Source organism: Aminivibrio sp., from assembly GCF_016756745.1.
Classification (GTDB): domain Bacteria; phylum Synergistota; class Synergistia; order Synergistales; family Aminobacteriaceae; genus Aminivibrio.
Genome location: NZ_JAESIH010000037.1, coordinates 65,516 through 83,749 on the forward strand (window position 1 = coordinate 65,516; position 18,234 = coordinate 83,749).

The 18,234-nt window shown below is 56.9% G+C and carries 21 protein-coding genes; 1 reads left to right on the forward strand and 20 read right to left on the reverse strand.

What is annotated here, in order from left to right:
• Nucleotides 1-9: 9 nt before the first annotated feature.
• The 7 genes from JMJ95_RS04595 to JMJ95_RS04625 form a co-directional block, all read right to left on the reverse strand.
• On the reverse strand, nt 10-1,401 hold the full coding sequence (locus JMJ95_RS04595) for a SpoIID/LytB domain-containing protein (protein WP_290683108.1): 1,392 nt from the start codon (nt 1,399-1,401) through the stop codon (nt 10-12).
• Nucleotides 1,402-1,426: 25 nt separating this feature from the next.
• Complete coding sequence (locus JMJ95_RS04600) at nt 1,427-1,651, reverse strand: DUF2905 domain-containing protein (RefSeq protein WP_290683110.1); 225 nt, start codon at nt 1,649-1,651, stop codon at nt 1,427-1,429.
• A 3-nt stretch (nt 1,652-1,654) separates the two neighbouring features.
• On the reverse strand, nt 1,655-2,698 hold the full coding sequence (ruvB, locus tag JMJ95_RS04605; RefSeq protein ID WP_290683112.1) for a Holliday junction branch migration DNA helicase RuvB: 1,044 nt from the start codon (nt 2,696-2,698) through the stop codon (nt 1,655-1,657).
• Between the two features lie 11 nt (nt 2,699-2,709).
• Nucleotides 2,710-3,312 carry a Holliday junction branch migration protein RuvA gene (gene ruvA / locus JMJ95_RS04610; RefSeq protein ID WP_290683114.1) on the reverse strand — a complete coding sequence of 201 codons (603 nt, stop codon included), beginning with the start codon at nt 3,310-3,312 and terminating at the stop codon, nt 2,710-2,712.
• Nucleotides 3,290-3,856 (reverse strand): crossover junction endodeoxyribonuclease RuvC, encoded by a 567-nt coding sequence (gene ruvC / locus JMJ95_RS04615; protein ID WP_290683116.1) that lies wholly within the window; start codon nt 3,854-3,856, stop codon nt 3,290-3,292. Before ruvC ends, ruvA begins: the two co-directional genes overlap by 23 nt.
• Nucleotides 3,828-4,580, reverse strand: coding sequence for a YebC/PmpR family DNA-binding transcriptional regulator (locus tag JMJ95_RS04620; protein ID WP_290683118.1), 753 nt, complete (start codon nt 4,578-4,580; stop codon nt 3,828-3,830). Before JMJ95_RS04620 ends, ruvC begins: the two co-directional genes overlap by 29 nt.
• A gap of 131 nt (nt 4,581-4,711) precedes the next feature.
• Nucleotides 4,712-5,275, reverse strand: coding sequence for a hypothetical protein (locus JMJ95_RS04625; RefSeq protein ID WP_290683120.1), 564 nt, complete (start codon nt 5,273-5,275; stop codon nt 4,712-4,714).
• Nucleotides 5,276-5,408: 133 nt separating this feature from the next.
• On the opposite strand from JMJ95_RS04625, the gene nikR reads away from it, so the two are divergent.
• Nucleotides 5,409-5,816 (forward strand): nickel-responsive transcriptional regulator NikR, encoded by a 408-nt coding sequence (nikR, locus tag JMJ95_RS04630; RefSeq protein ID WP_290683122.1) that lies wholly within the window; start codon nt 5,409-5,411, stop codon nt 5,814-5,816.
• Between the two features lie 237 nt (nt 5,817-6,053).
• Here nikR and argF read toward each other — a convergent pair whose 3' ends face one another.
• The 13 genes from argF to JMJ95_RS04695 form a co-directional block, all read right to left on the reverse strand.
• Nucleotides 6,054-7,004, reverse strand: a complete 951-nt coding sequence (argF, locus tag JMJ95_RS04635) for an ornithine carbamoyltransferase (protein WP_290683124.1) — start codon at nt 7,002-7,004, stop codon at nt 6,054-6,056.
• 44 nt (nt 7,005-7,048) lie between these two features.
• Complete coding sequence (ispG, locus tag JMJ95_RS04640) at nt 7,049-8,110, reverse strand: (E)-4-hydroxy-3-methylbut-2-enyl-diphosphate synthase (RefSeq protein ID WP_290683126.1); 1,062 nt, start codon at nt 8,108-8,110, stop codon at nt 7,049-7,051.
• 6 nt (nt 8,111-8,116) lie between these two features.
• The gene (gene rseP / locus JMJ95_RS04645; protein WP_290683128.1) at nt 8,117-9,151 is read right to left on the reverse strand and encodes an RIP metalloprotease RseP; all 1,035 of its coding nucleotides are present in this window, start codon (nt 9,149-9,151) and stop codon (nt 8,117-8,119) included.
• On the reverse strand, nt 9,152-10,336 hold the full coding sequence (dxr, locus tag JMJ95_RS04650; RefSeq protein ID WP_290683130.1) for a 1-deoxy-D-xylulose-5-phosphate reductoisomerase: 1,185 nt from the start codon (nt 10,334-10,336) through the stop codon (nt 9,152-9,154).
• On the reverse strand, nt 10,333-11,157 hold the full coding sequence (locus JMJ95_RS04655) for a phosphatidate cytidylyltransferase (protein ID WP_290683132.1): 825 nt from the start codon (nt 11,155-11,157) through the stop codon (nt 10,333-10,335). The genes dxr and JMJ95_RS04655 overlap by 4 nt, the downstream gene beginning before the upstream one ends.
• The gene (uppS, locus tag JMJ95_RS04660) at nt 11,141-11,842 is read right to left on the reverse strand and encodes a polyprenyl diphosphate synthase (protein ID WP_290683134.1); all 702 of its coding nucleotides are present in this window, start codon (nt 11,840-11,842) and stop codon (nt 11,141-11,143) included. The genes JMJ95_RS04655 and uppS overlap by 17 nt, the downstream gene beginning before the upstream one ends.
• The gene (locus JMJ95_RS04665) at nt 11,839-12,468 is read right to left on the reverse strand and encodes a uracil-DNA glycosylase (protein WP_290683136.1); all 630 of its coding nucleotides are present in this window, start codon (nt 12,466-12,468) and stop codon (nt 11,839-11,841) included. The genes uppS and JMJ95_RS04665 overlap by 4 nt, the downstream gene beginning before the upstream one ends.
• Nucleotides 12,465-13,268, reverse strand: coding sequence for a hypothetical protein (locus tag JMJ95_RS04670; RefSeq protein WP_290683138.1), 804 nt, complete (start codon nt 13,266-13,268; stop codon nt 12,465-12,467). The genes JMJ95_RS04665 and JMJ95_RS04670 overlap by 4 nt, the downstream gene beginning before the upstream one ends.
• Nucleotides 13,269-13,349: 81 nt before the next feature.
• Entirely contained in the window at nt 13,350-14,672 is a 1,323-nt protein-coding gene (murA, locus tag JMJ95_RS04675; protein ID WP_290683140.1) for a UDP-N-acetylglucosamine 1-carboxyvinyltransferase, read from the reverse strand.
• 58 nt (nt 14,673-14,730) lie between these two features.
• Entirely contained in the window at nt 14,731-15,879 is a 1,149-nt protein-coding gene (gene wecB, locus JMJ95_RS04680) for a non-hydrolyzing UDP-N-acetylglucosamine 2-epimerase (RefSeq protein WP_290683142.1), read from the reverse strand.
• Nucleotides 15,880-15,923: 44 nt separating this feature from the next.
• Nucleotides 15,924-16,817: a glycosyltransferase family 4 protein gene (locus tag JMJ95_RS04685; RefSeq protein ID WP_290683144.1), complete on the reverse strand. Its 894-nt coding sequence runs from the start codon at nt 16,815-16,817 to the stop codon at nt 15,924-15,926.
• 9 nt (nt 16,818-16,826) lie between these two features.
• Nucleotides 16,827-17,927, reverse strand: a complete 1,101-nt coding sequence (upp, locus tag JMJ95_RS04690; RefSeq protein WP_290683146.1) for a uracil phosphoribosyltransferase — start codon at nt 17,925-17,927, stop codon at nt 16,827-16,829.
• A gap of 189 nt (nt 17,928-18,116) precedes the next feature.
• Nucleotides 18,117-18,234: sodium ion-translocating decarboxylase subunit beta (locus tag JMJ95_RS04695; protein ID WP_290683152.1), on the reverse strand; the 118-nt coding region annotated here is incomplete at its 5' end.

Genomic DNA, 18,234 nt, shown 5'->3' on the forward strand with positions numbered 1-18,234 from the left:
TGCGCCTCGCTACATTTTCCCGAGGGTGACCCCGGGAAAGTAAAACTGGATGATTTTTTTGTGGTCCCATCCATTCTCCGCAAGGGTTTTCGCTCCCCATTGAGAAAGGCCGACCCCGTGTCCCCAACCCTTGCCGCGGAAAACAAACCCTCCCGAAGACGACTGTGGTTGTGAAGGCAGGGATGGTGCCTCGGGTCTCCTGGTCCTGAGTGCGCGGATGAGGTATCCCTTCCGCTTTTCAGGGTTCAGAAGCATATCCATCAGCTCTTCCGCGTTGAATACCCCCTGCTCCGTGAGGGCTGTGAGCTGCCGTTCCTCGGCAGCGGACATAGGCGTGTTCGACGTGGGGATGTCCTTCCCTCCCCCGCCGGCAGGGGAGGGGGTCTGTGAACGCAAGGGAAGAGGCATGGGCATGGAGTCGTTGGTTCCTCCCCTGGACGAGATGGAAAAAAAGGTGCTCTTGATTACGTTGCTGCCTGCAGCCATCCTGAAGGCATGGCTTTTCACCGACTGGGTCCCCCTTGCTCCCACGGCTACCAGGGTATTGGCCCTGCCGAAAGCATCGGTCTCGCCTATGCGGAGATCGCGGAGAGGCCCCACATCCACCCCGGCCTGCCGAAGAGCATCCTCCACCTGGGAGGCGGAAAGACGGACCTCCCAGCTGGAGTTCGGCGAGGACACGGGATAGGGTTCGCTGACTCCCCTCAGATAGGGCATGGAGCCACCCCAAACGTTGGTCACGTCCGCAGTGGCTCCCCCGCTGTCCGAGTGGAAAGGAGTGAAGGCGAGATCCCCGCCATGGAGCACCACGACGCCCCTCGTCGCGGAGATTGCCTGATCGGCCCTTTTGTCCTCGGCGTTTATTCCCCGGTAAATCTGGGAAAGGACCGAATCTCTCAGATCGAACCCGTTCTTTCCGTTGTTCTGCCGGATGCTTCTCAATGCATAGGTTCTGGAAACGATAGCCTGGGCCTTGACGGTCTCCTGGGGCCAGGCGGGATTGATTTCCATCTTGAGGACTCCCCTCAGGTATTCTTCAAGATCGAGCACATTGACCAGGGTAATCCCCGCCCCGGAAGAAATGATTCGGAAAGTCCCCCGGTATCGTCTTCCGTTGAAGGAGAGAGGGGATTTCCCGGAAATCGTGACTGGGAGCCGGAAAGAATGGTTGCCGGTCTTTACCGTCCCTGCGCCCGCAGCCCGGAATTCTGCGGTGCCGCCTATGGAGTGTCGCTTTCCGGCGCCATCGGCGGCGGTCATCGCCGATGCCGAGGAAATCCTGACGGTGGACTGGCCGATAGAAAGTCCCACCGACACCATTCTCGCTTCTGCCCGGAAAGACGGAAGGAAAAGGAAGAGAATGATCAGGGCGGCGAATGAAACTCGAAGCGTTCGATGCATGAGGCAACCTCCAGTCGTTCATCTGTTATTTTATCCACCTGGAAATCAGATTGAGTATCAACGTCAGGACGACGCTGACGATGATCATGGTGGTCAGGGGGAAATAGATGGTGACGTTTTTCTTCGTCACGGCAATGTCTCCGGGCAGTTTACCGAGCATGGGGAAAAACGTGCCGAGAATGTACAGAAGCGCACCCGCCGCCAGAAGAATCGCTCCGGCGGCCATAAGAAGTTTTCCTGTTCCCGTCAAGGCTTATTCCTCCTCTGGAAACTGTAGCTGCCACTGTTCCTGCTTTTCTGCGGGCGGTGTTTTCCCGAGATAGAGCCAAGCGTTTTTCGTGGCTTTTCTTCCCCGGGGGGTCCTTTCAATGAGCCCCTGCTGTATAAGGTACGGCTCGTAAATATCCTCGATCGTCTGGACTTCCTCGTTCAGGGCCGCACCGAGGGTCGAAAGGCCAACCGGCCCTCCGTCGAACAGTTCGACGATGATCCTCAGGATTCTCCTGTCACCCTCGTCCAGGCCGTTCGAGTCAAGGCCCAGCATGTCGAGAGCCGTCACGGCAACGGCACCGTCCACGGAGACAAGACCCCGGACCTCCGACACGTCCCGCACTCTCCGCAGAAGCCGAAGAGCGATCCTGGGAGTTCCCCGGGATCTCCTGGCTATTTCGGCGGCTGCCTCTTCCCGGAGGGAAATTCCCAAGACTCTCGCTCCCCGGGCCACGATCCCGGCGAGTTCCGTTTCGTCGTAGAGGGAAAGCTGCTCCACGATTCCGAAACGGGCCCGGAGGGGCGACGTGAGGAGTCCGAGGCGGGTTGTCGCTCCAACGAGGGTGAATTTCGGCAGGGTAAGGCAGATATTATTCGCAAGCGGCCCTTTCCCGACAATGATATGCAGCGAAAAGTCCTCCATCCCCGGATAGAGGATTTCTTCCACGTTCGAGGGCAGGCGGTGTATTTCGTCAATAAACAGCACGTCGTTGGGCTCCAGATTGGACAATATTGCCGCCAAGTCTCCCGTCTTCTCGAGAGCGGGCCCGGTGGTGACCCGAAGCTGCCCTCCCATTTCCCTCGCGATGATGCTTGCGAGAGTTGTCTTTCCCAGTCCGGGGGGACCGTAAAACAGGCAGTGGTCCAAGGATTCGCCCCGCTGCCGGGCGGCCTGGATGAAAATGGAAAGCTTCTCCTTGAGTTTTTCCTGTCCTACAAATTCACCGAGCGACAAGGGCCGGAGGGAGGTCTCATCCTCCCCCGCCCCGTCGACAGGGTCAAGGAAACGCCGTTTTCCCTCTGTCACCGGGAATCACCTCAATTCCGCTTCAGTTCTTTCAGGGCCATGCGGATAAGCTGCTCCGCCGTGGAATCTTCTTCAACGGCTCCGTCGTTCTTCAGTTTCCTGAAAACGGCCGCCACATCGCCCTGGGAAAAACCGAGAGATCGAAGACCTTCCATGGCGAGATCAAGGCTCCGACCTTCATGGGACACTCCGTCGATATTCAGGTCGGAGTGTCCCCCTGCAAGATGGCGGTGCATTTCGAAACAGAGTCTTTCCGCCGTCTTCCGGCCGATACCGGGGATTTTGACGAGGGACTCGATATCGGAAGAGACGAGCCAGTCGATCACCCTGTCGGAAGAAGCGGCTTTCAGTATATTCATGGCCATTTTCCCGCCCACACCCTTCACGGTTGTGAGCTTCAGGAAGAGCCCCCGTTCCCGTTCGTCGGCGAACCCGAACAGGGACGGACCGGTTTCGGCAAACTGAAGATGGGTCACCAGCAGGGCGGGCTCCCCTTCCCCGCACATGGCGGCCGCTCTTCCGGTGCAGAGAAGCTCAAAGCCGAATCCTGCCACGTCGATAACCACGATGCTATCGGAAACGGAAACAACCTTACCTGAAAGAAATCGCAGCATGACTTCCTCCTGACGGAGCGGTTCTTTTCTCCTCTGCAAAAAGGAAAAAGCCGGCAACAGCGGCGGCAATGGCATCGGCGGCATCGTCGGGTTTCGGTATACAGTCCAGGTTCAGGATGCGCTGGACCATTTTCTGCACCTGCTCTTTCGGTGCCGTTCCGTAACCGCATACGGCCAGCTTGATCTGGGATGGTTTGGGCTCAAAAACGGGCAGCCCGTACCTCGCCGCGAGAAGGAGGACAACTCCCCTCGCCTGCCAGACATACTCCGCCGTGCTGATGTTTCTTCCGAAAAAGAGCTTTTCCACCGACATAAAATCAGGTGAGCAGCACTCAACCTGCTCACCCAGCTTTTCATAAATCATGTTCAGCCGGACGGGGACTGTTTCGGCAGGAGGAGTTTCGACGCAGCCATAGGAAAGGGATCGAAAAACATGCCCTTCGCAGATCACCGAGGCAAACCCCATCCTTCCCAGTCCGGGATCAATGCCGATGCATTTGAGCAATAGCCCTTCTCTATCCTTCCAGGCTTTCCATGATTTCATCGGGAATGTCAAAGTTTCCGTAGACATTCTGGGTATCGTCGTTTTCCTCGAGAAGGTCCATAAGACGAAGCACTTTTCGCGCCTTCTCGGGGTCGCTGATCTGGACCGTGTTCTTCGGGACCATCTCCGTTTCCGCCCGTTTGATGGAATAGCCTGCCTTTTCCAGGGCGTCCCTCACGTCTGAAAGGGATGCAGCATCGGTGTACACCGAGTACCCTTCGTCCTGCTGCTCAAGATCCTCTGCTCCGGCTTCAAGGGCGACGGTCATGAGGTTTTCCTCATCGAGGTCCTTTCCGCTGACTTCAATTATCCCCTTCCGCTCGAACATCCAGGCGACGCTTCCTGCCTCTCCGAGGGAACCGCCGTTTCTCGTAAGCAGTGCCCGGATTTCCGATGCCGCCCTGTTCCTGTTGTCCGTCAATACTTCGATGAGGATGGCCACTCCGTTCGGCCCGTAGGCTTCGTAGGTGATCTCCTCATACTGGGCTCCCGCTATTTCTCCGGTTCCCCTCTTGATGCCCCTGATGATGTTGTCATTCGGCACGCTCGCAGCCTTTGCCCGGTCGATGGCGGCCTTGAGGCGCATATTCATGGTTGGATCTCCGCCGCCTTCTTTGGCCGCAATTATAATCGCCTTCACGAGTTTCTGGAACAGATTGCCCCGCTTGGCATCCTGTGCCGCTTTTCTGTGCTTGATGTTTGCCCATTTTGAATGCCCGGACAAGAAACTCACCCCTCTATAGATCAAAAGAATCACTGCACTGCCTCATAAAACCGGAAGAAAAGGCGTTCTTCTCCGTCAAAAATGATCCGGCGGGGAGATCGCCCCGATATTGTAGCACAGAGAACCCTCTCTCACAGGGCCGTAAGAAAATAAGAGAGATCTTTTCTTCGGACCTCCTCATATCGCTCCTGCGAAAGAAGATCCCCGGAAAAGCGAAGTTCTTTTCCCCCGCCCTCCGCAGGGGACGGAAGAACTTCGCATCCGTCAGGGCTGAAGGCTGCGGGCGGAGCGGAAGAATCCGCCAGAAGCACGAACATTCGGTTTTCCGCCGCCCGTGTTCTTGCCACTGCTTCGAAGGGGGCCTTTCCGCTCTCCCCCGGAAGAAGGAAGGCCAGAAGAAGGTCAGCCCCTGCCAGGGAAAGGCACCGGGCATGTTCCGGCGCCATCAGATCCGGCCCCGTGGCAAGGGCACAGAAAAACCGTCCCAGCGGGAAAAAGGCAAAATCCGCCCCGGCTTCCTTTCCGTGCATTCCCCTGTAGCGGAACAGGACATTGCCGCCGTCATCCAGAAGAAGAAGGGAACCGTCGTCTTCAATGCCAAGAAAAGCGCTGGCATTGAGAACGCGTGACGGAGAGCAGACAACACCTCCCCTGAACAGGGCGATACATGCTTCACCGCGGCGGTCACCACCCAAGGCGGGTACCTTCTTCTGTCCCTTGCCGGGCAAAAGTCTGACACAAAAGAAATTATCCAAAAAAAACCTCCCCCAAACAGGGAATTTCAGTTTATTATACTCCCTGGAGACATGACGAACAGGAGGGGTTTGTATGGATTCGCTCGTTCGATTCGGCGTGGCCGTTCCGGCATCGCTTCTGTCCGAGTTCGACCTCTACATTAAGAGCAAAGGGCTCCAGAACAGGTCCGAGGCCCTGCGGCAGCTTATCAGGGAACGGCTTTCGAGGGAAATGTGGTCCCGGGGCGACGGGATCGTTTTCGGCACCGTGACCATCATGTATGACCACCACATCAAAGACGCCACGGGGTCCCTCACTTCCCTGCAGCATGATTTCGGCGAGGCGATCATCTGCACTACCCACGTCCACGTGGATCATAACAACTGTATGGAATGCATCGTCCTGAAGGGAGACGCAAGAACCATCAAAAATTTCGAGGATGCCTTGTCTTCCGTCAGGGGAATCAAAACCATCGACATTTCCATTTCCGCCGTATTGTAAAAAGGGCAGCCGCCGGCTGCCCTTCTTCATCCTCCTCAGGTCGAGCAGGAACCGCCCGAGCAACCTCCGCACTTTTTCCTTGACAGCCTTTCGCCCTCAAGAAGCACCAGCACTTTGCTTCCACAGGAAGGGCATCGGAGAGTACGCTCCCCCTCCCCCAGGCGAAACTCCTCTCCGCAGGAGGCGCAGCGGAAAAGCCTCGTGTTTTCCATTCCTCTTCCCTCCTTGTGGGAAAAATTACTGATTTCCGATGGTGGCCACCATGACCGCCTTTATTGTGTGCATCCTATTCTCCGCCTCATCGAAAACCTTCGAAAAGGGAGCCTCGAACACGTCTTCCGTAACTTCCTGCCCCTTGACTGCGGGAAGGCAGTGAAGGAATATGGTTCCGTCCTTTCCCGAGGCCTTCATGAGATCCATGGAAACCTGGTAGGGCCTCAGGAGAGCTTCCCGTTCCTTTTTCTTTTCCTCTTCGCCCATGGAAACCCAGACATCGGTGTACACCGCATCGGCACCCTTCACAGCTTCGAAAGGATCTTCAAAAACCGTGACCGAACCGCCGGAGGTCGAGGCTAGGGTCCTGCACTGCTCCAGGAGGCCCGGCTCCGGAAAGAGAGAGGCCGGGGAGGCGACCACGTAATGCATTCCCAGCTTGGCACATCCGATCATCAGGGCGTTGGACATGTTGTTTCTTCCGTCGCCGCAGTACACGAGGCGCAATCCCTTCAGAATTCTCCCGAAATTCTCCTGGAGCGTAAGGAAGTCGGCGAGAATCTGGGTCGGGTGGTCTACGTCGGTCAAGCCGTTCCAGACGGGAACCCCGGCATATTCCGCAAGTTCCTCCACCATCGACTGCTTGAATCCTCGATATTCTATGCCGTCAAACATCCTTCCCAGGACCCTTGCGGTGTCCTTCACATCTTCCTTGCCTCCGAGGTGAATGTCGTTCTTTCCGAGGAATTCCGGATGTGCCCCCTCGTCGATGCAGGCGACTGTAAAGGCGCAGCGGGTTCGGGTGGACGCTTTTTCGAACAGCAGCGCAATATTCTTGCCCTGGAGGGCATTGCCCCGTATCCCCGCCCTCTTTTTCGCCTTCAGGTCCGCAGCGAGTTCGAGCAGGTAATAAATTTCATCCTTCGAGAAATCCATCAGCGTAAGAAAGCTTCTTCCTTTCAGGTTTACCGGCATTGAGTTCTTTCCCCTTTCCATTTTCCAAGTGTGTTTATTGTCTCTTATCCTTGCTTTTTTTCCGCCGTGTTCCTGCAAGCCATACGTTCAAGCAGTTCCGGCACCCTCTCCAGGGAAACATCCTTCAACAAAACGGTTCCCTTCGAAAATACCACCGCACCCCGGGGAGAACCGGCAATCCCGAAATCGGCGTCCATTGCTTCCCGGGGTCCGTTCACTTCACACCCCATCACGGCCACCGTCACCCCGTCCGGCAGGTTCTCCAGGCAGGGCGTCACCATGTCGGCGATCGTTCTGACCTCGATCCTTTTCCGTCCGCAGGTTGGGCATGAAATAAGGCTTCCTCCCCGCTGCCTCAGATCCAGGGCCCTGAGCAGGGAGTATCCCGCCCGGACTTCCTCGAGGGGAGACTCGGTGAGGCTGACGCGGATCGTGTTCCCTATGCCCTGCCCGAGAAGCAGGGCCAGCCCCGCCGCGCTTTTCACCAGACCGTCCCTTCCGTATCCCGATTCGGTGATCCCTATGTGAAAGGGATAGCCGGGATATTTCAGGGCGAGAAGAGAGTTCGCCCGGACAGTTTCATGAACGGAAGTAGACTTTGCCGATAATATTATATCCTCAAAGCCTTCCTCCCGGAGAATCAGAAGCTGTTCTTCCACCGCCGCCGCGAGAGCATCGGAACGGACTCCGCCGGCCTTCTCCAGCTGGACAGAATTCAGAGACCCGCCGTTGGCCCCTATCCGTATGACCGCCTGTTTCTCCCGGGCTGAGGCAACCACGTCCCGGAGACGCGCCCTAGTCATGTTTCCAGGGTTGATCCGGATGGACGGCGTTCCAGCCTCCAGTGCCGCCAGGGCGAGGGCGGGATCGAAATGAATGTCCGCCATGAGAGGAACGGGAGATTTTTCGTTCAGCCATGCGAGGTCTCCTGCGAGATCCGGGGAAGGGAATGCTGCCCGGACCAGCTCGCAGCCGCAGGAAGCGAGTGATCGGCACTGCTCGAGGCACTTTTCCTTCGAGGAGAGGGGTATTTTGAGCATGCTCTCCACCCGCACAGGGTGGCCGTTTCCGATCGAGAGACCGGCGATGGTGACCGTTCCTGCCATGAACATCTACCCCCCGAACAGGCGAAGGATATCCTGCCACGTTATGTAGAGAATGAGCGTGATCAGGAGGAAAAATCCGGTCATGTGGATGTAATTCTCGATCTTTGGCGGTAACCGTCTCCTGAGGACCATTTCCCCCGCTGTGAAGAAGAGGCGCCCTCCGTCCAGGGCAGGAAACGGAAGAAGGTTGATCAGCCCGAGGTTGAGATTGATGAGCGCAAGGAAGGAAAGGAAGGTCCACAGCCCCTTCCTTGCCGCTTCACCGGCCATGGAGGCAATTCCAACCGGCCCGGTGACGTCCACTTTCTCGGCACCCGTAACCCACCGGACTATTCCCCTGACCATTTCGATGCTCATATTCACCGTGTACGAAAGGGCAGAGGACAATGCCTCCCCGGCGGGGAATCGTTTCATGCCGGGACGGATTCCGAAAAGGGGAATTCCCTGCTCTCTGTCCGGAAGAATCACTGTTGATATGGAAAGGATCGCCTCTCCTCGGCGGACGGAAAAGAGGACGGGGCCTTTGGGGGCTTCCTGCCGGATTTTCTCGGACATGGCCCGCCAGGTCTCCACAGGGGTTCCGTTAACGGAAAGTATCCTGTCCCCCGGAACGACACCTGCGGCCTGCGCCGGGTACCCTTCCATCACCTCTCCTACAACGGTTTCCTCCAGATTGACCACACCGTGTCCCGAAAGGAAAACGGCCGTCAGCAGGAGGGCGAGCAGGACATTGGCCACAGAGCCGTTCACCAGGATAAGAAAACGCTTCCAGGCAGCCTTGTCGTAGAAAGCTCTGCCCGGCTCGACGGTCTCATTCTCGTTCTCTTCCTCCATTCCTGCCAGGCGGACGAAACCGCCCACCGGGAAAGCCCTGACCGACCACAGGGTATGCTTCCCCTTTCGCTGGAAGACAACCGGCCCCATGCCGAAGGCGAACTCGTGCACCTGGACATCGAAAATTCTTGCCGTAATGTAGTGTCCGTACTCATGGATCACAACGCAAATACCTATGACTAATAGAAAAGACAGCAGACTCGCCATTCAGATCGATCTCCTTGCGGGACGGAAAGTTTTCAGCCGCTGACAAACCGCAGCGGCAAGCCTTCTTCCTTCGTCCAGGATTTCCAGGGCATCGGCTAGAGAAGCCGGTGCCGGTCCGTTCCATTGTTCCAGAACCGATTCCACCACAGACGGAATCTCGGTAAAGCCGATATCACCTGCCAGAAAACGGTCCGCAGCCACCTCGTCAGCCCCCACCAGGAGAGCGGGGAAAGCCCCTCCCTTCCTGGCGGCTTCCTTTGCGAGACGAAGCGAGGGAAAACGTTGTTCGTCCGGTTGAAGGAAGGAAATGGTCCTCTCCTGCAGGCGAGGGACCGGGACAGGCGGGAAGGGGCTTCTTTCGGGATAAAACAGTGCCGACGTGCAGGGAAGACGCATGTCGGGAGAGGAGGCGGAGAGGAGAAACGAGCCGTCACTGAACTCCACGATGCCGTGGACGAAAGAATCAGGACATATGACGGCATCTACCCTCTCGGCGGGAAGAGAGAAGAGTGCCATGGCCTCGAGGATTTCGATCCCTTTGTTCATCAGAGTAGCACTGTCCACGCTGATCTTGGCCCCCATGCTCCACACCGGGTGGCGCACCGCCATGAGAGGAGTCACTGTCTCCAGCTCTTCCTGGGAAAAAGTAAGGAAAGGTCCCCCCGATGCCGTGAGGATGATCCGGGAAACCGAAGCGGGGTCCCTATCCCCCAGGCATTGCCACACCGCGTTATGTTCGCTGTCAAGGGGCCTGAGCTGCCCTTTCCGGCCGAGGAGCGGCAGTACCCACTGCCCCGCGACCACGATGCTTTCCTTGTTGGCAAGAGAAACATCCTTGCCGCTCCCCAGAGCTGCCATAAGGGCTCCGATGGCTCCCGTTCCCGAGGACGCCACGACCACGTGGTCGATATCGGGGCTTGCGGCAGTTTCCTCCAGAGCTTCGGCGCCTCCGAGGACCTTCAGGCTGTCGCCGCAGGACCGTCTGAGATTTGCGGCAGCTTCAGGGTCGGAGAGCACCACCCGGTCAGCCTGAAATTCCTCGGCAAGTTTCGCTGTTTCCGAGAAGGAAGACTGGGCCGCCAGGGCGCGAACTTCAAAAAAATCGGGGAAAGTCCGGCATACGGAAAGAACGGAACTGCCGACGCTTCCTGTACAGCCGATGACGAAAAGACGAACTTTCTTCATCGAAGGATGACCCCGAAAAGAACGTAAACAAGGAGGCCGCTGACAAGAACGCCGTCGAAACGGTCCAGTACGCCTCCGTGGCCGGGGATGACGCTTCCGCTGTCCTTTACCCCGCTTTCCCTCTTGATGACCGACTCCGCAAGGTCGCCGATCTGGCCGGCTACGCCGCAGATCAGGGCGACAAAGAGGAAGGGAAGAGGAGGCGTTTCCAAAACAAACGCTACGGACACTCCGGCAAGAAGGGCGGCGGAAAGTCCGCCGAGAAATCCTTCCCATGTCTTTTTGGGGCTGACGTTTTCACACAGCCGGATCCTCCCCCACCGCGATCCGATAAGGTATGCCGCCACGTCGCAGCACCAGGTGCAGAGAAACATGGTAAAAAGGAGGATCGCCCCGGACGGAAGTCTCCGAAGCAGGATCATGAAAGTCCATGGAATGATGATGTACAAAATGCCCGCCAAGGTGCCTCCCATGTTCCAGATGGCAAAGCTCTCCCCCCTGATCTGCCTTCGCAGTATCTCCACGAAAAGGATGACAAAGGCCGTAATGCTCAGGGTGAGCACCAGGGATATGGGGTGGATGCCGTCCGAAGCCGTGAAGAGAATGAGCGCGCCGGCCAGAAAACCGACGCCCCTGGAAACCTTGAATTTTCGCGAAAGCATACTGTAGAACTCCCCGAGGGAGACAAGGGCGAGAACCGAAACGAGGACAGTCCAAGTCATCCCTCCGGCGTACAGGGCCCCCAGGACGACAGCCACCACGGCCGCCCCTGTACCTCCCCTTACCGCCAGTTCTTTCAATGCTTCATTTGACTGCACCATATCGTCTCTCCCTGCAGGTAAATTGTGCGATGGCCTTTTCCAGATCGCCGGGCCCGAAATCGGGCCAGAGGACATCGGTAAAATACAGTTCGCTGTAAACGCACTGCCAGAGCCAGAAATTACTCAACCGCTGCTCACCGCTCGTCCGGATGATAAGATCCGGCGGAGGAAGGTCGGGGTGATACATCTTCCGGTCCAGGTCCTCTTCAGTGAGAGGCTGATTCCTTCCTTCCGCAATCAGGGCATTCACTCCGTCGAGGATTTCCTGCCGCCCTCCGTAATTCAGACAGGCCACAAGGGTGAGCCCCGTATTCATGCCGGTCTCCCTCTCGGCCCACTCCATGAGTTCCGCCACGTCGGGGGGAAGGTTGTCCCGTTTTCCCGCGAAACGGAGCCGGACATTCTCCCGTTTGATCTCGTCGACCTTTCGCCGGAGAGAAAAGCGGAAAAGGCTCATAAGACCCTTGATCTCCATTTCGGGCCGCTTCCAGTTTTCCGTGGAAAAGGCATACACCGAAAGATGGGTAACCCCAAGATTCCAGGCAGCCCGGACCGTCCTTTCGAGGGCCTTTACCCCGGCCCTGTGCCCAAGAAGGCGGGGAAGGAACCGTTTCTCCGCCCATCGGCCGTTGCCGTCCATAATGATGGCTACATGGAAGGGAGACGGGACGGGATAGGCCTTCATGAATTTTCGTCCTCTTCCGGCAGAGATGCTCCGAGTTCACCGAGTTTCTCCCGGACGGCATTGATGTCCCTCCAGGTCAGTTCTTTCGGGCTTCCTTTTTTTCTGGATTCGTTTCTCAGCAGGAAGCTCGGATGAAACATGGGAAGAAGAAGGGCCCCCCGCCAGGGGAACCATCTCCCCCGAAGGGTCGTGATCCCCTCGGAAGTTCTCAGAAGCCACTTCGTCGGGGTATTCCCGAGACAGACAACGAGCCGTGGGCGAAGAAGAGCCAGCTGGGCTTCCAGGAAAGGGCTGCAGGCCATCATCTCATCCGGGGCGGGCACTCTGTTGTCCGGCGGTCTGCATTTTACCACGTTCGTAATGAAAACCTGCTCTCTCCGGATGCCTACCGAGGCGAGAATCTGGGTGAGCAGACGTCCAGCCCTTCCGACAAAGGCGACGCCCTGTTCGTCTTCTTCCGCTCCCGGCCCTTCACCTATGAACACTAGGGGAGTGTTTCGGCTCCCCTGCCCGAAAACAGTGTTCTTTCTTGAAGAGCAGAGGCCGCATCTGGTGCAGCCTTCCACTTTTTTTCGCAGCTCCGCCCAGGCTTCATCCCTGTCCGCGCTGCTCTGAAAAAGGGTCATGGCAACACCACCTCCGCAATGCTTATATCGACGCTCCCGATATCCATGCCGGTAAAATAGCGGACAGCTGAAGCAACCCGCTTCTGCTGCACTTTTCCCAGCTGCCGGAAATTGAACTTCCCCGGCGTCACGTTGACGGTTATTTCCAACGAAATCTCATCCTCCGACGAGCGCACGCGGATATCCTTCACCGCCTCAACCTGCTGGCTCAGAGACACTACGTGGCGGACCAGGTCTTCTATGGCGGTGGAGTCGATGGTCAGGGCCCCGAAAAAGCTGAAGGGCGGCCTCACGATGGTACGCTCACCCTCTTCCCTGTCCACGCTTTTAAAAAGGCCCCTCAGGTGTCCCACCAGTTTGCCTGCGAAATTTTTCCTCAACTGGATCCTGGAAACGGGGATTACGTGCTGTCCTTTCTCATGACGCTCTCTCCTGGCATTGATAATTTCTTCTGGAGAGGCGACCTCGGTTATGTCGATGATGAGTTCGGGGGACGGCAGTTCGAGGGCCCTGGTAATCTTCTCCGCCATGGAAATTGAGGTAGCGATAATCATGATCTTGCAGGGAGCTGATTTCCGCAGAAAGGCCTGTACCGTCTTCCTGTGATCGGGAAACTGGAAGAGCGCTCTCCGTATGGCCCTGACAAGGTTCCGCTCGGATTTCGCACTCTTCCCGGCCATTATTCTTCCCTTGGAGATCACAAGACCATCGTCTATCAGAAAATCCACTTCATTTTCCTGGGCCACCATCTGTGCCCTCTGGCTCTTCCCCGTACCTGCGGGACCGACAAAGGCAATCACGCGGCAGCCTGCTGAAACAGGGAATTTTATTTCAGTAGCCAAGAAAACATTCCCCCCGGACCAGCCTGTAAAAATGGCCTCTCAGCCGCCGAGAGCAGGAAAACTTCCCCGGACGTTTTTTTCGGCTCCGCAGCCGTCACCTGTGTCGCCTGCCATAACCCTGACGTCGGCGCCTAGATCCGTCAGTTTTCTGTCCATATCCTCGTATCCCCGGAAAATATGGCCGAGGTGATACACATAAGTAGAATCCACGGCGGCAAGCCCCGCTATGACAAGAGCGGCTCCCGCTCTCAGGTCGGTGGCCACCACGTCAGCTCCCGTAAGCCGGTCCACACCGGTGATGATGGCGGAGTTACTCTGGATGTCAATTTTAGCTCCCATTTTGTTCAGCTCGCTGACATGAAGAAAACGGGACTGGAAAACGCTTTCCTGAATCACGCTTGTTCCCTGGGCAAGGCAGAGGGCAGCCATGATCTGGGGCTGAAGATCCGTGGGAAATCCGGGGTAGGGAAGCGTTTTGAGGGATACTCCCTTCAATCTGGGAGAAGGATGGATGGTGACTTCGCTTTCCTTGACTGTGAGGGAAGCGTCTGCCTCCTCGAGTTTCGCGAGGAGGGAATCGATATGGTTGGGAATGATTCCGGCCACCGTTACTTCGCCGTTGGTTGCCGCCCCCGCAAGAATGTAGGTGCAGGCCTCGATACGGTCAGGAATGATCCTTGACTCGGCACTCTGAAGGGCGTCCACTCCCTGGATGCGGATCACCCCGGTCCCGTCGGCTTCCACCTGGGCGCCCATGGATTTCAGGGCCTCCACGAGGTTATAGATTTCGGGCTCCCGCGCCGTGTTCTCCAGTACAGTCTCCCCCCTGGCGAATACGGCGGCCATCATAAGATTCTCCGTGGCTCCCACCGAAGGGAAATCAAGGTAAATACGGCAACCGGTCAGTCCGCTGGTATGAGCGTGCACTGCTCCATGCACAAGCTCTATGGTGGCACCCATCTTCGTCAGCCCTTTCAGGTGAAGGTCGATGGGTCTGCTTCCGATGGAACATCCTCCGGGCAGGGGCATGACAGCCTTGCCGCACCGTGCGAGAAGAGGCCCGAGAACGAGTGATGAGGCTCTCATTTTTCTGACGAGATCCGGCGGAGTTTCCCAGGATATTTCCGACGGGGTATGAATTTCCATGATATGATTGCTGAAAGCAATTTCAGCACCGAGACTCCTGAGCAGGTCAGCCATGGTGTTCACGTCGAGAAGATTGGGCACGCGGGTAATGCGGAGAGTACTGTCCTTTAGAAGAAGAGCGGCGGCCATAACCGGAAGGGATGCATTTTTCGCTCCTTGGGCTTCGACAACTCCCCTGAGGGCTTTACCGCCGATAATTTCCATCTTGGATTCCACTGGTCAATTCCTCCCGAAATTTTGGTGGGAAATCATAATTAACTACTATACCATGATTTTAACGGCCTTCGTAATAACAGAAAATGCTGTCGGCTATCCTCAATGATGCCGTTCCGTCTCCGAAGGGGTTCTCCCCCCGGTTCAACAGGCTTTCGCGGAATGCCCCGTCGGAGAGGATCCTCACCGTGACGTTTCTTATGGTTTCGCGGTCAGTACCCACAAGGAGAGCCGTCCCTGTCTCGAGGGCCTCGGGCCGTTCGGAGAGATCCCGCATAACAAGGACGGGCTTTTTCAGGCCTGACGCTTCTTCCTGTACTCCCCCGCTGTCGGTGAGGATAAGAGAGCTTCTGTTCATCGCCCAGACAAAATCAGGATAATCAAGGGGTTCGCACAAGGTGACCCTTTTTTCGTCCGCAAGAAAACGCTGTATCACATTCCTTACGGACGGGTTCTTATGAAGGGGAACGAGGATGCGGACGCGGCCGTCAGCTTCCAGAATATCCCTCATGGCGAGGCAGATCGATTCCAGCGGGCTTCCCCATGATTCCCTCCTGTGGGCGGTCATGAGAATGACCTGGTCGTCCCCGGAGATCAGCGAAGCAAGTTCCGGGGACGGCGTGTGTTTTTTTTCAAGGGTCCGGAACAAGGCATCGATGACGGTGTTGCCCGTTACGAACAGCGTCTCCGGCGAAACAGGCAGGTTCTCTCTCCGCAGGTTCTCCGCCGCTCCTTCCGTTGGTGCGAACCAAAGGGTTGAAAGCCTGTCGGTGATGATCCTGTTCACTTCCTCAGGGAAAGGGCGTCCGAGGTCGCCGCTCCGGAGCCCCGCCTCGACATGCCCCACCGGAACATGCCTGTAAAATGCCGCCAGGGAGGCGGCCATTGTCGTCGTCGTGTCTCCGTGAACGAGCAGGAGATCCGTCGGAACTCTGTCCAGAAAGCCACCCACGCCGAGAAGTACCCGTGACGTGAGCTGGTCCAGGGACTGTCTCTCCTCCATTACGGAAAGGTTCACATCAGCCCTGATCTCGAAAAAAGCCAGGGCCTGATCGAGCATCTGGGAATGCTGACCTGTAGCCAGGACGGTGACGTCCAGCCCCTTTTCCCGAAGGGCGGAGATCACCGGGGCCATTTTGATCGCCTCGGGACGGGTTCCTATTACGCATGCTATTTTTTTCTTCATGAGTGAAACAGCTCCGTCTTTCATGGTGTTGGCCGCCTTTCTCTTCCGGATTTCAGGAAGAGAATGCATCAGGAGAGCCGGGCGGTGAAAAGAAATACTCCTGAACCGACGACAAGGCACTGTATAAAGGTAAGAAGAATCACCGTCCAAAAGGGGCTGATCCCCCTGTCGAGGAGACGGTGGTGTATGTGCCCCCTGTCAGGGAGGAAGGGGGATCTTCCTTTCCAGACCCTGCGCAATATGGCGAACAGCGTATCCGCCACGGGAACCCCCCCTGCGAGAAGGAGAAGGAAGGGAAGTTCGATCACCCCTACCGCTCCAAGCCTTGGGGCAACAGTATAAATGAAAAAGCACGAAAAAAGGTATCCGAGAAGGGTCGTCCCGCCGTCTCCGAGAAAGGTCCTTGCCTTCGGAAAATTCCAATACAGAACTCCCCCTGCAAGGGCGGCAAGGGAGAGAAAAACAGTGGTGTTTCCGAGGGGTGAGGAGAGAAGACACGCTGAAATGAACATGAGCAGGCAGAGCCCGTTGGCACCGTCGATCAGGTTATAGGCATTGGTCATTCCCGTAATCCAGAAAAGACATACGGCAACGTGGGCCGGGGGCAGGCTCACAGGTACGAAGAAGATAACCGCCGCAAAAAGATGCACACCGAGTCTCACCAGGGGGGCAATGCTCTTCATATCGTCTCTGTATCCGCTGAGGAAGACCATGGTGCTTCCCGTGCCGATAAACCTGACGACCGGGTGCTCTCCGGCGGCGAAAAGGCACCAGAGAAGGAACCCTAGCCAGAGGACGATACCTGCCCCCCTGGGAGTAACCGATGTATGAATCTTCCGCTCCCCGGGATGGTCGACAATGCGGTAACGGTTCGCCAGGCTTATGGAAAGGGGCGTGACACAGAGTCCCCAAAGGAGGAGCAGCGGTGCTGCGACAAAAAAATTTTTCAGTGCGAATTCCACGAGGATAGCCTATTTCGTGCCGAAAAGCCTGTCTCCAGCATCGCCCAGGCCGGGGACTATATAGCCGTGGTCGTTCAGGTGGCTGTCAAGGGCGGCGGCGAAGATGTCCACATCCGGGTGGTCTCCGTGCACTTTCGATACGCCTTCGGGCGCTGCGATGATACAGACCAGTGAAACTTTCTTGCCTCCCCGTGCCTTCACCAGGCTTATGGCAGCCGAGGCCGAGCCGCCTGTGGCCAGCATGGGGTCGAGAATGAGAATATCCCGTTCGCTGATGTCGCCCGGAAGCTTGCAGTAATATTCCACAGGCATCAGCGTTTCCGGGTCGCGGTACAGCCCGATGTGCCCGACCTTGGCGTTTGGTACGAGCTGGAGAATGCCGTCCACCATTCCAAGACCCGCCCGGAGAACGGGAACGACGGCCAGTTTTTTACCTTCCAGGGCATAGGCGTCGGCAAGGGCGAGGGGGGTTTCGACCTGTATCTTGACCAAGGGAAGATTTCTTGTAATCTCATACACCATGAGCCCCGCAATTTCCTGGACCAGTTCCCGGAATTCCTTCACCGAGGTGTTCTTGTCCCTGATGATGCTGACCTTGTGCTGCACGAGGGGGTGATCGAATATGACCGTTTTGCCCTTGTCCGAGAGGCAGCAGCTCGGGCAGATTTTCTGCTCGTAATCGGCGATCTTGCTCAGGCGCCTCGAGTGCCGCTCCCCTTCAAATTCCGTGGAAAGCCAGACATCCAGGATTTCGACCGCCTTCTCGGGAGAAAGAATCCGGGCTCCCATGGTAAGCACATTGGAATTATTATGCCGCCGGCTCATGCTCGCCGTTTCAACGTCGTGGCAATGGGCCGCGTACACGCCGGGGATCTTGTTCGCCGCTATCGACATACCGACACCCGTCCCGCAGAGAAGCACACCCCGATCGGCTTTTCGCTGGGCCACCATCTCACCGACCTTCAGGGCGATATCGGGATAGTCGCAGGGCAGGGAATCCGTATCCGTCCCCATGTCGAGTATTTCTTCGGATCCCTTCTCCCTGAGATGGGAAACCAGGATCCTTTTCAGCGGAAAAGCTGCGTGATCTGCACCTATGGCAATTTTCATTCAAAATCTCCTCCCCCGTTGAAGATCATAAAACCGGACGCAGACATCATTACCTGCGGAATATTTTCCATCCGATATAATAACACTTGCCCATGGAAAGGCATATAGAAATGTCTCCCGGCAGGTAAACAAAAAAGCCCCTTTCCCGAATAAGAAAAGGGGCTTTGTTTTTTACTGGTTCCGGTCTTTTCAGCTCAGCAGAGTGAGCATGACGCCTGCGGCCACGGCGGTCCCGATAACACCCGCCACGTTGGGGCCCATGGCGTGCATGAGCAGGAAGTTCCCGGGGCTCTCCTTCTGCGCCACC

What these genes read in the sequence shown, in the direction of transcription:
- ispG (WP_290683126.1), bottom strand. Translation starts at nt 8,110, where the DNA reads ATGGCAGGAACGGTCACCATCGCCGGTCTCTCGATCGGAAACGGCCAC.
- dxr (WP_290683130.1), bottom strand. Translation starts at nt 10,336, where the DNA reads ATGAAGAAAGTTCGTCTTTTCGTCATCGGCTGTACAGGAAGCGTCGGC.
- ruvA (WP_290683114.1), bottom strand. Translation starts at nt 3,312, where the DNA reads ATGCTGCGATTTCTTTCAGGTAAGGTTGTTTCCGTTTCCGATAGCATC.
- argF (WP_290683124.1), bottom strand. Translation starts at nt 7,004, where the DNA reads ATGCCGGTAAACCTGAAAGGAAGAAGCTTTCTTACGCTGATGGATTTC.
- JMJ95_RS04665 (WP_290683136.1), bottom strand. Translation starts at nt 12,468, where the DNA reads ATGACCCTTTTTCAGAGCAGCGCGGACAGGGATGAAGCCTGGGCGGAG.
- ruvC (WP_290683116.1), bottom strand. Translation starts at nt 3,856, where the DNA reads ATGAAATCATGGAAAGCCTGGAAGGATAGAGAAGGGCTATTGCTCAAA.
- wecB (WP_290683142.1), bottom strand. Translation starts at nt 15,879, where the DNA reads ATGAAAGACGGAGCTGTTTCACTCATGAAGAAAAAAATAGCATGCGTA.
- rseP (WP_290683128.1), bottom strand. Translation starts at nt 9,151, where the DNA reads ATGGCGAGTCTGCTGTCTTTTCTATTAGTCATAGGTATTTGCGTTGTG.
- nikR (WP_290683122.1), top strand. Translation starts at nt 5,409, where the DNA reads ATGGATTCGCTCGTTCGATTCGGCGTGGCCGTTCCGGCATCGCTTCTG.
- uppS (WP_290683134.1), bottom strand. Translation starts at nt 11,842, where the DNA reads ATGAAGGCCTATCCCGTCCCGTCTCCCTTCCATGTAGCCATCATTATG.
- JMJ95_RS04655 (WP_290683132.1), bottom strand. Translation starts at nt 11,157, where the DNA reads ATGGTGCAGTCAAATGAAGCATTGAAAGAACTGGCGGTAAGGGGAGGT.
- upp (WP_290683146.1), bottom strand. Translation starts at nt 17,927, where the DNA reads ATGAAAATTGCCATAGGTGCAGATCACGCAGCTTTTCCGCTGAAAAGG.
- JMJ95_RS04595 (WP_290683108.1), bottom strand. Translation starts at nt 1,401, where the DNA reads ATGCATCGAACGCTTCGAGTTTCATTCGCCGCCCTGATCATTCTCTTC.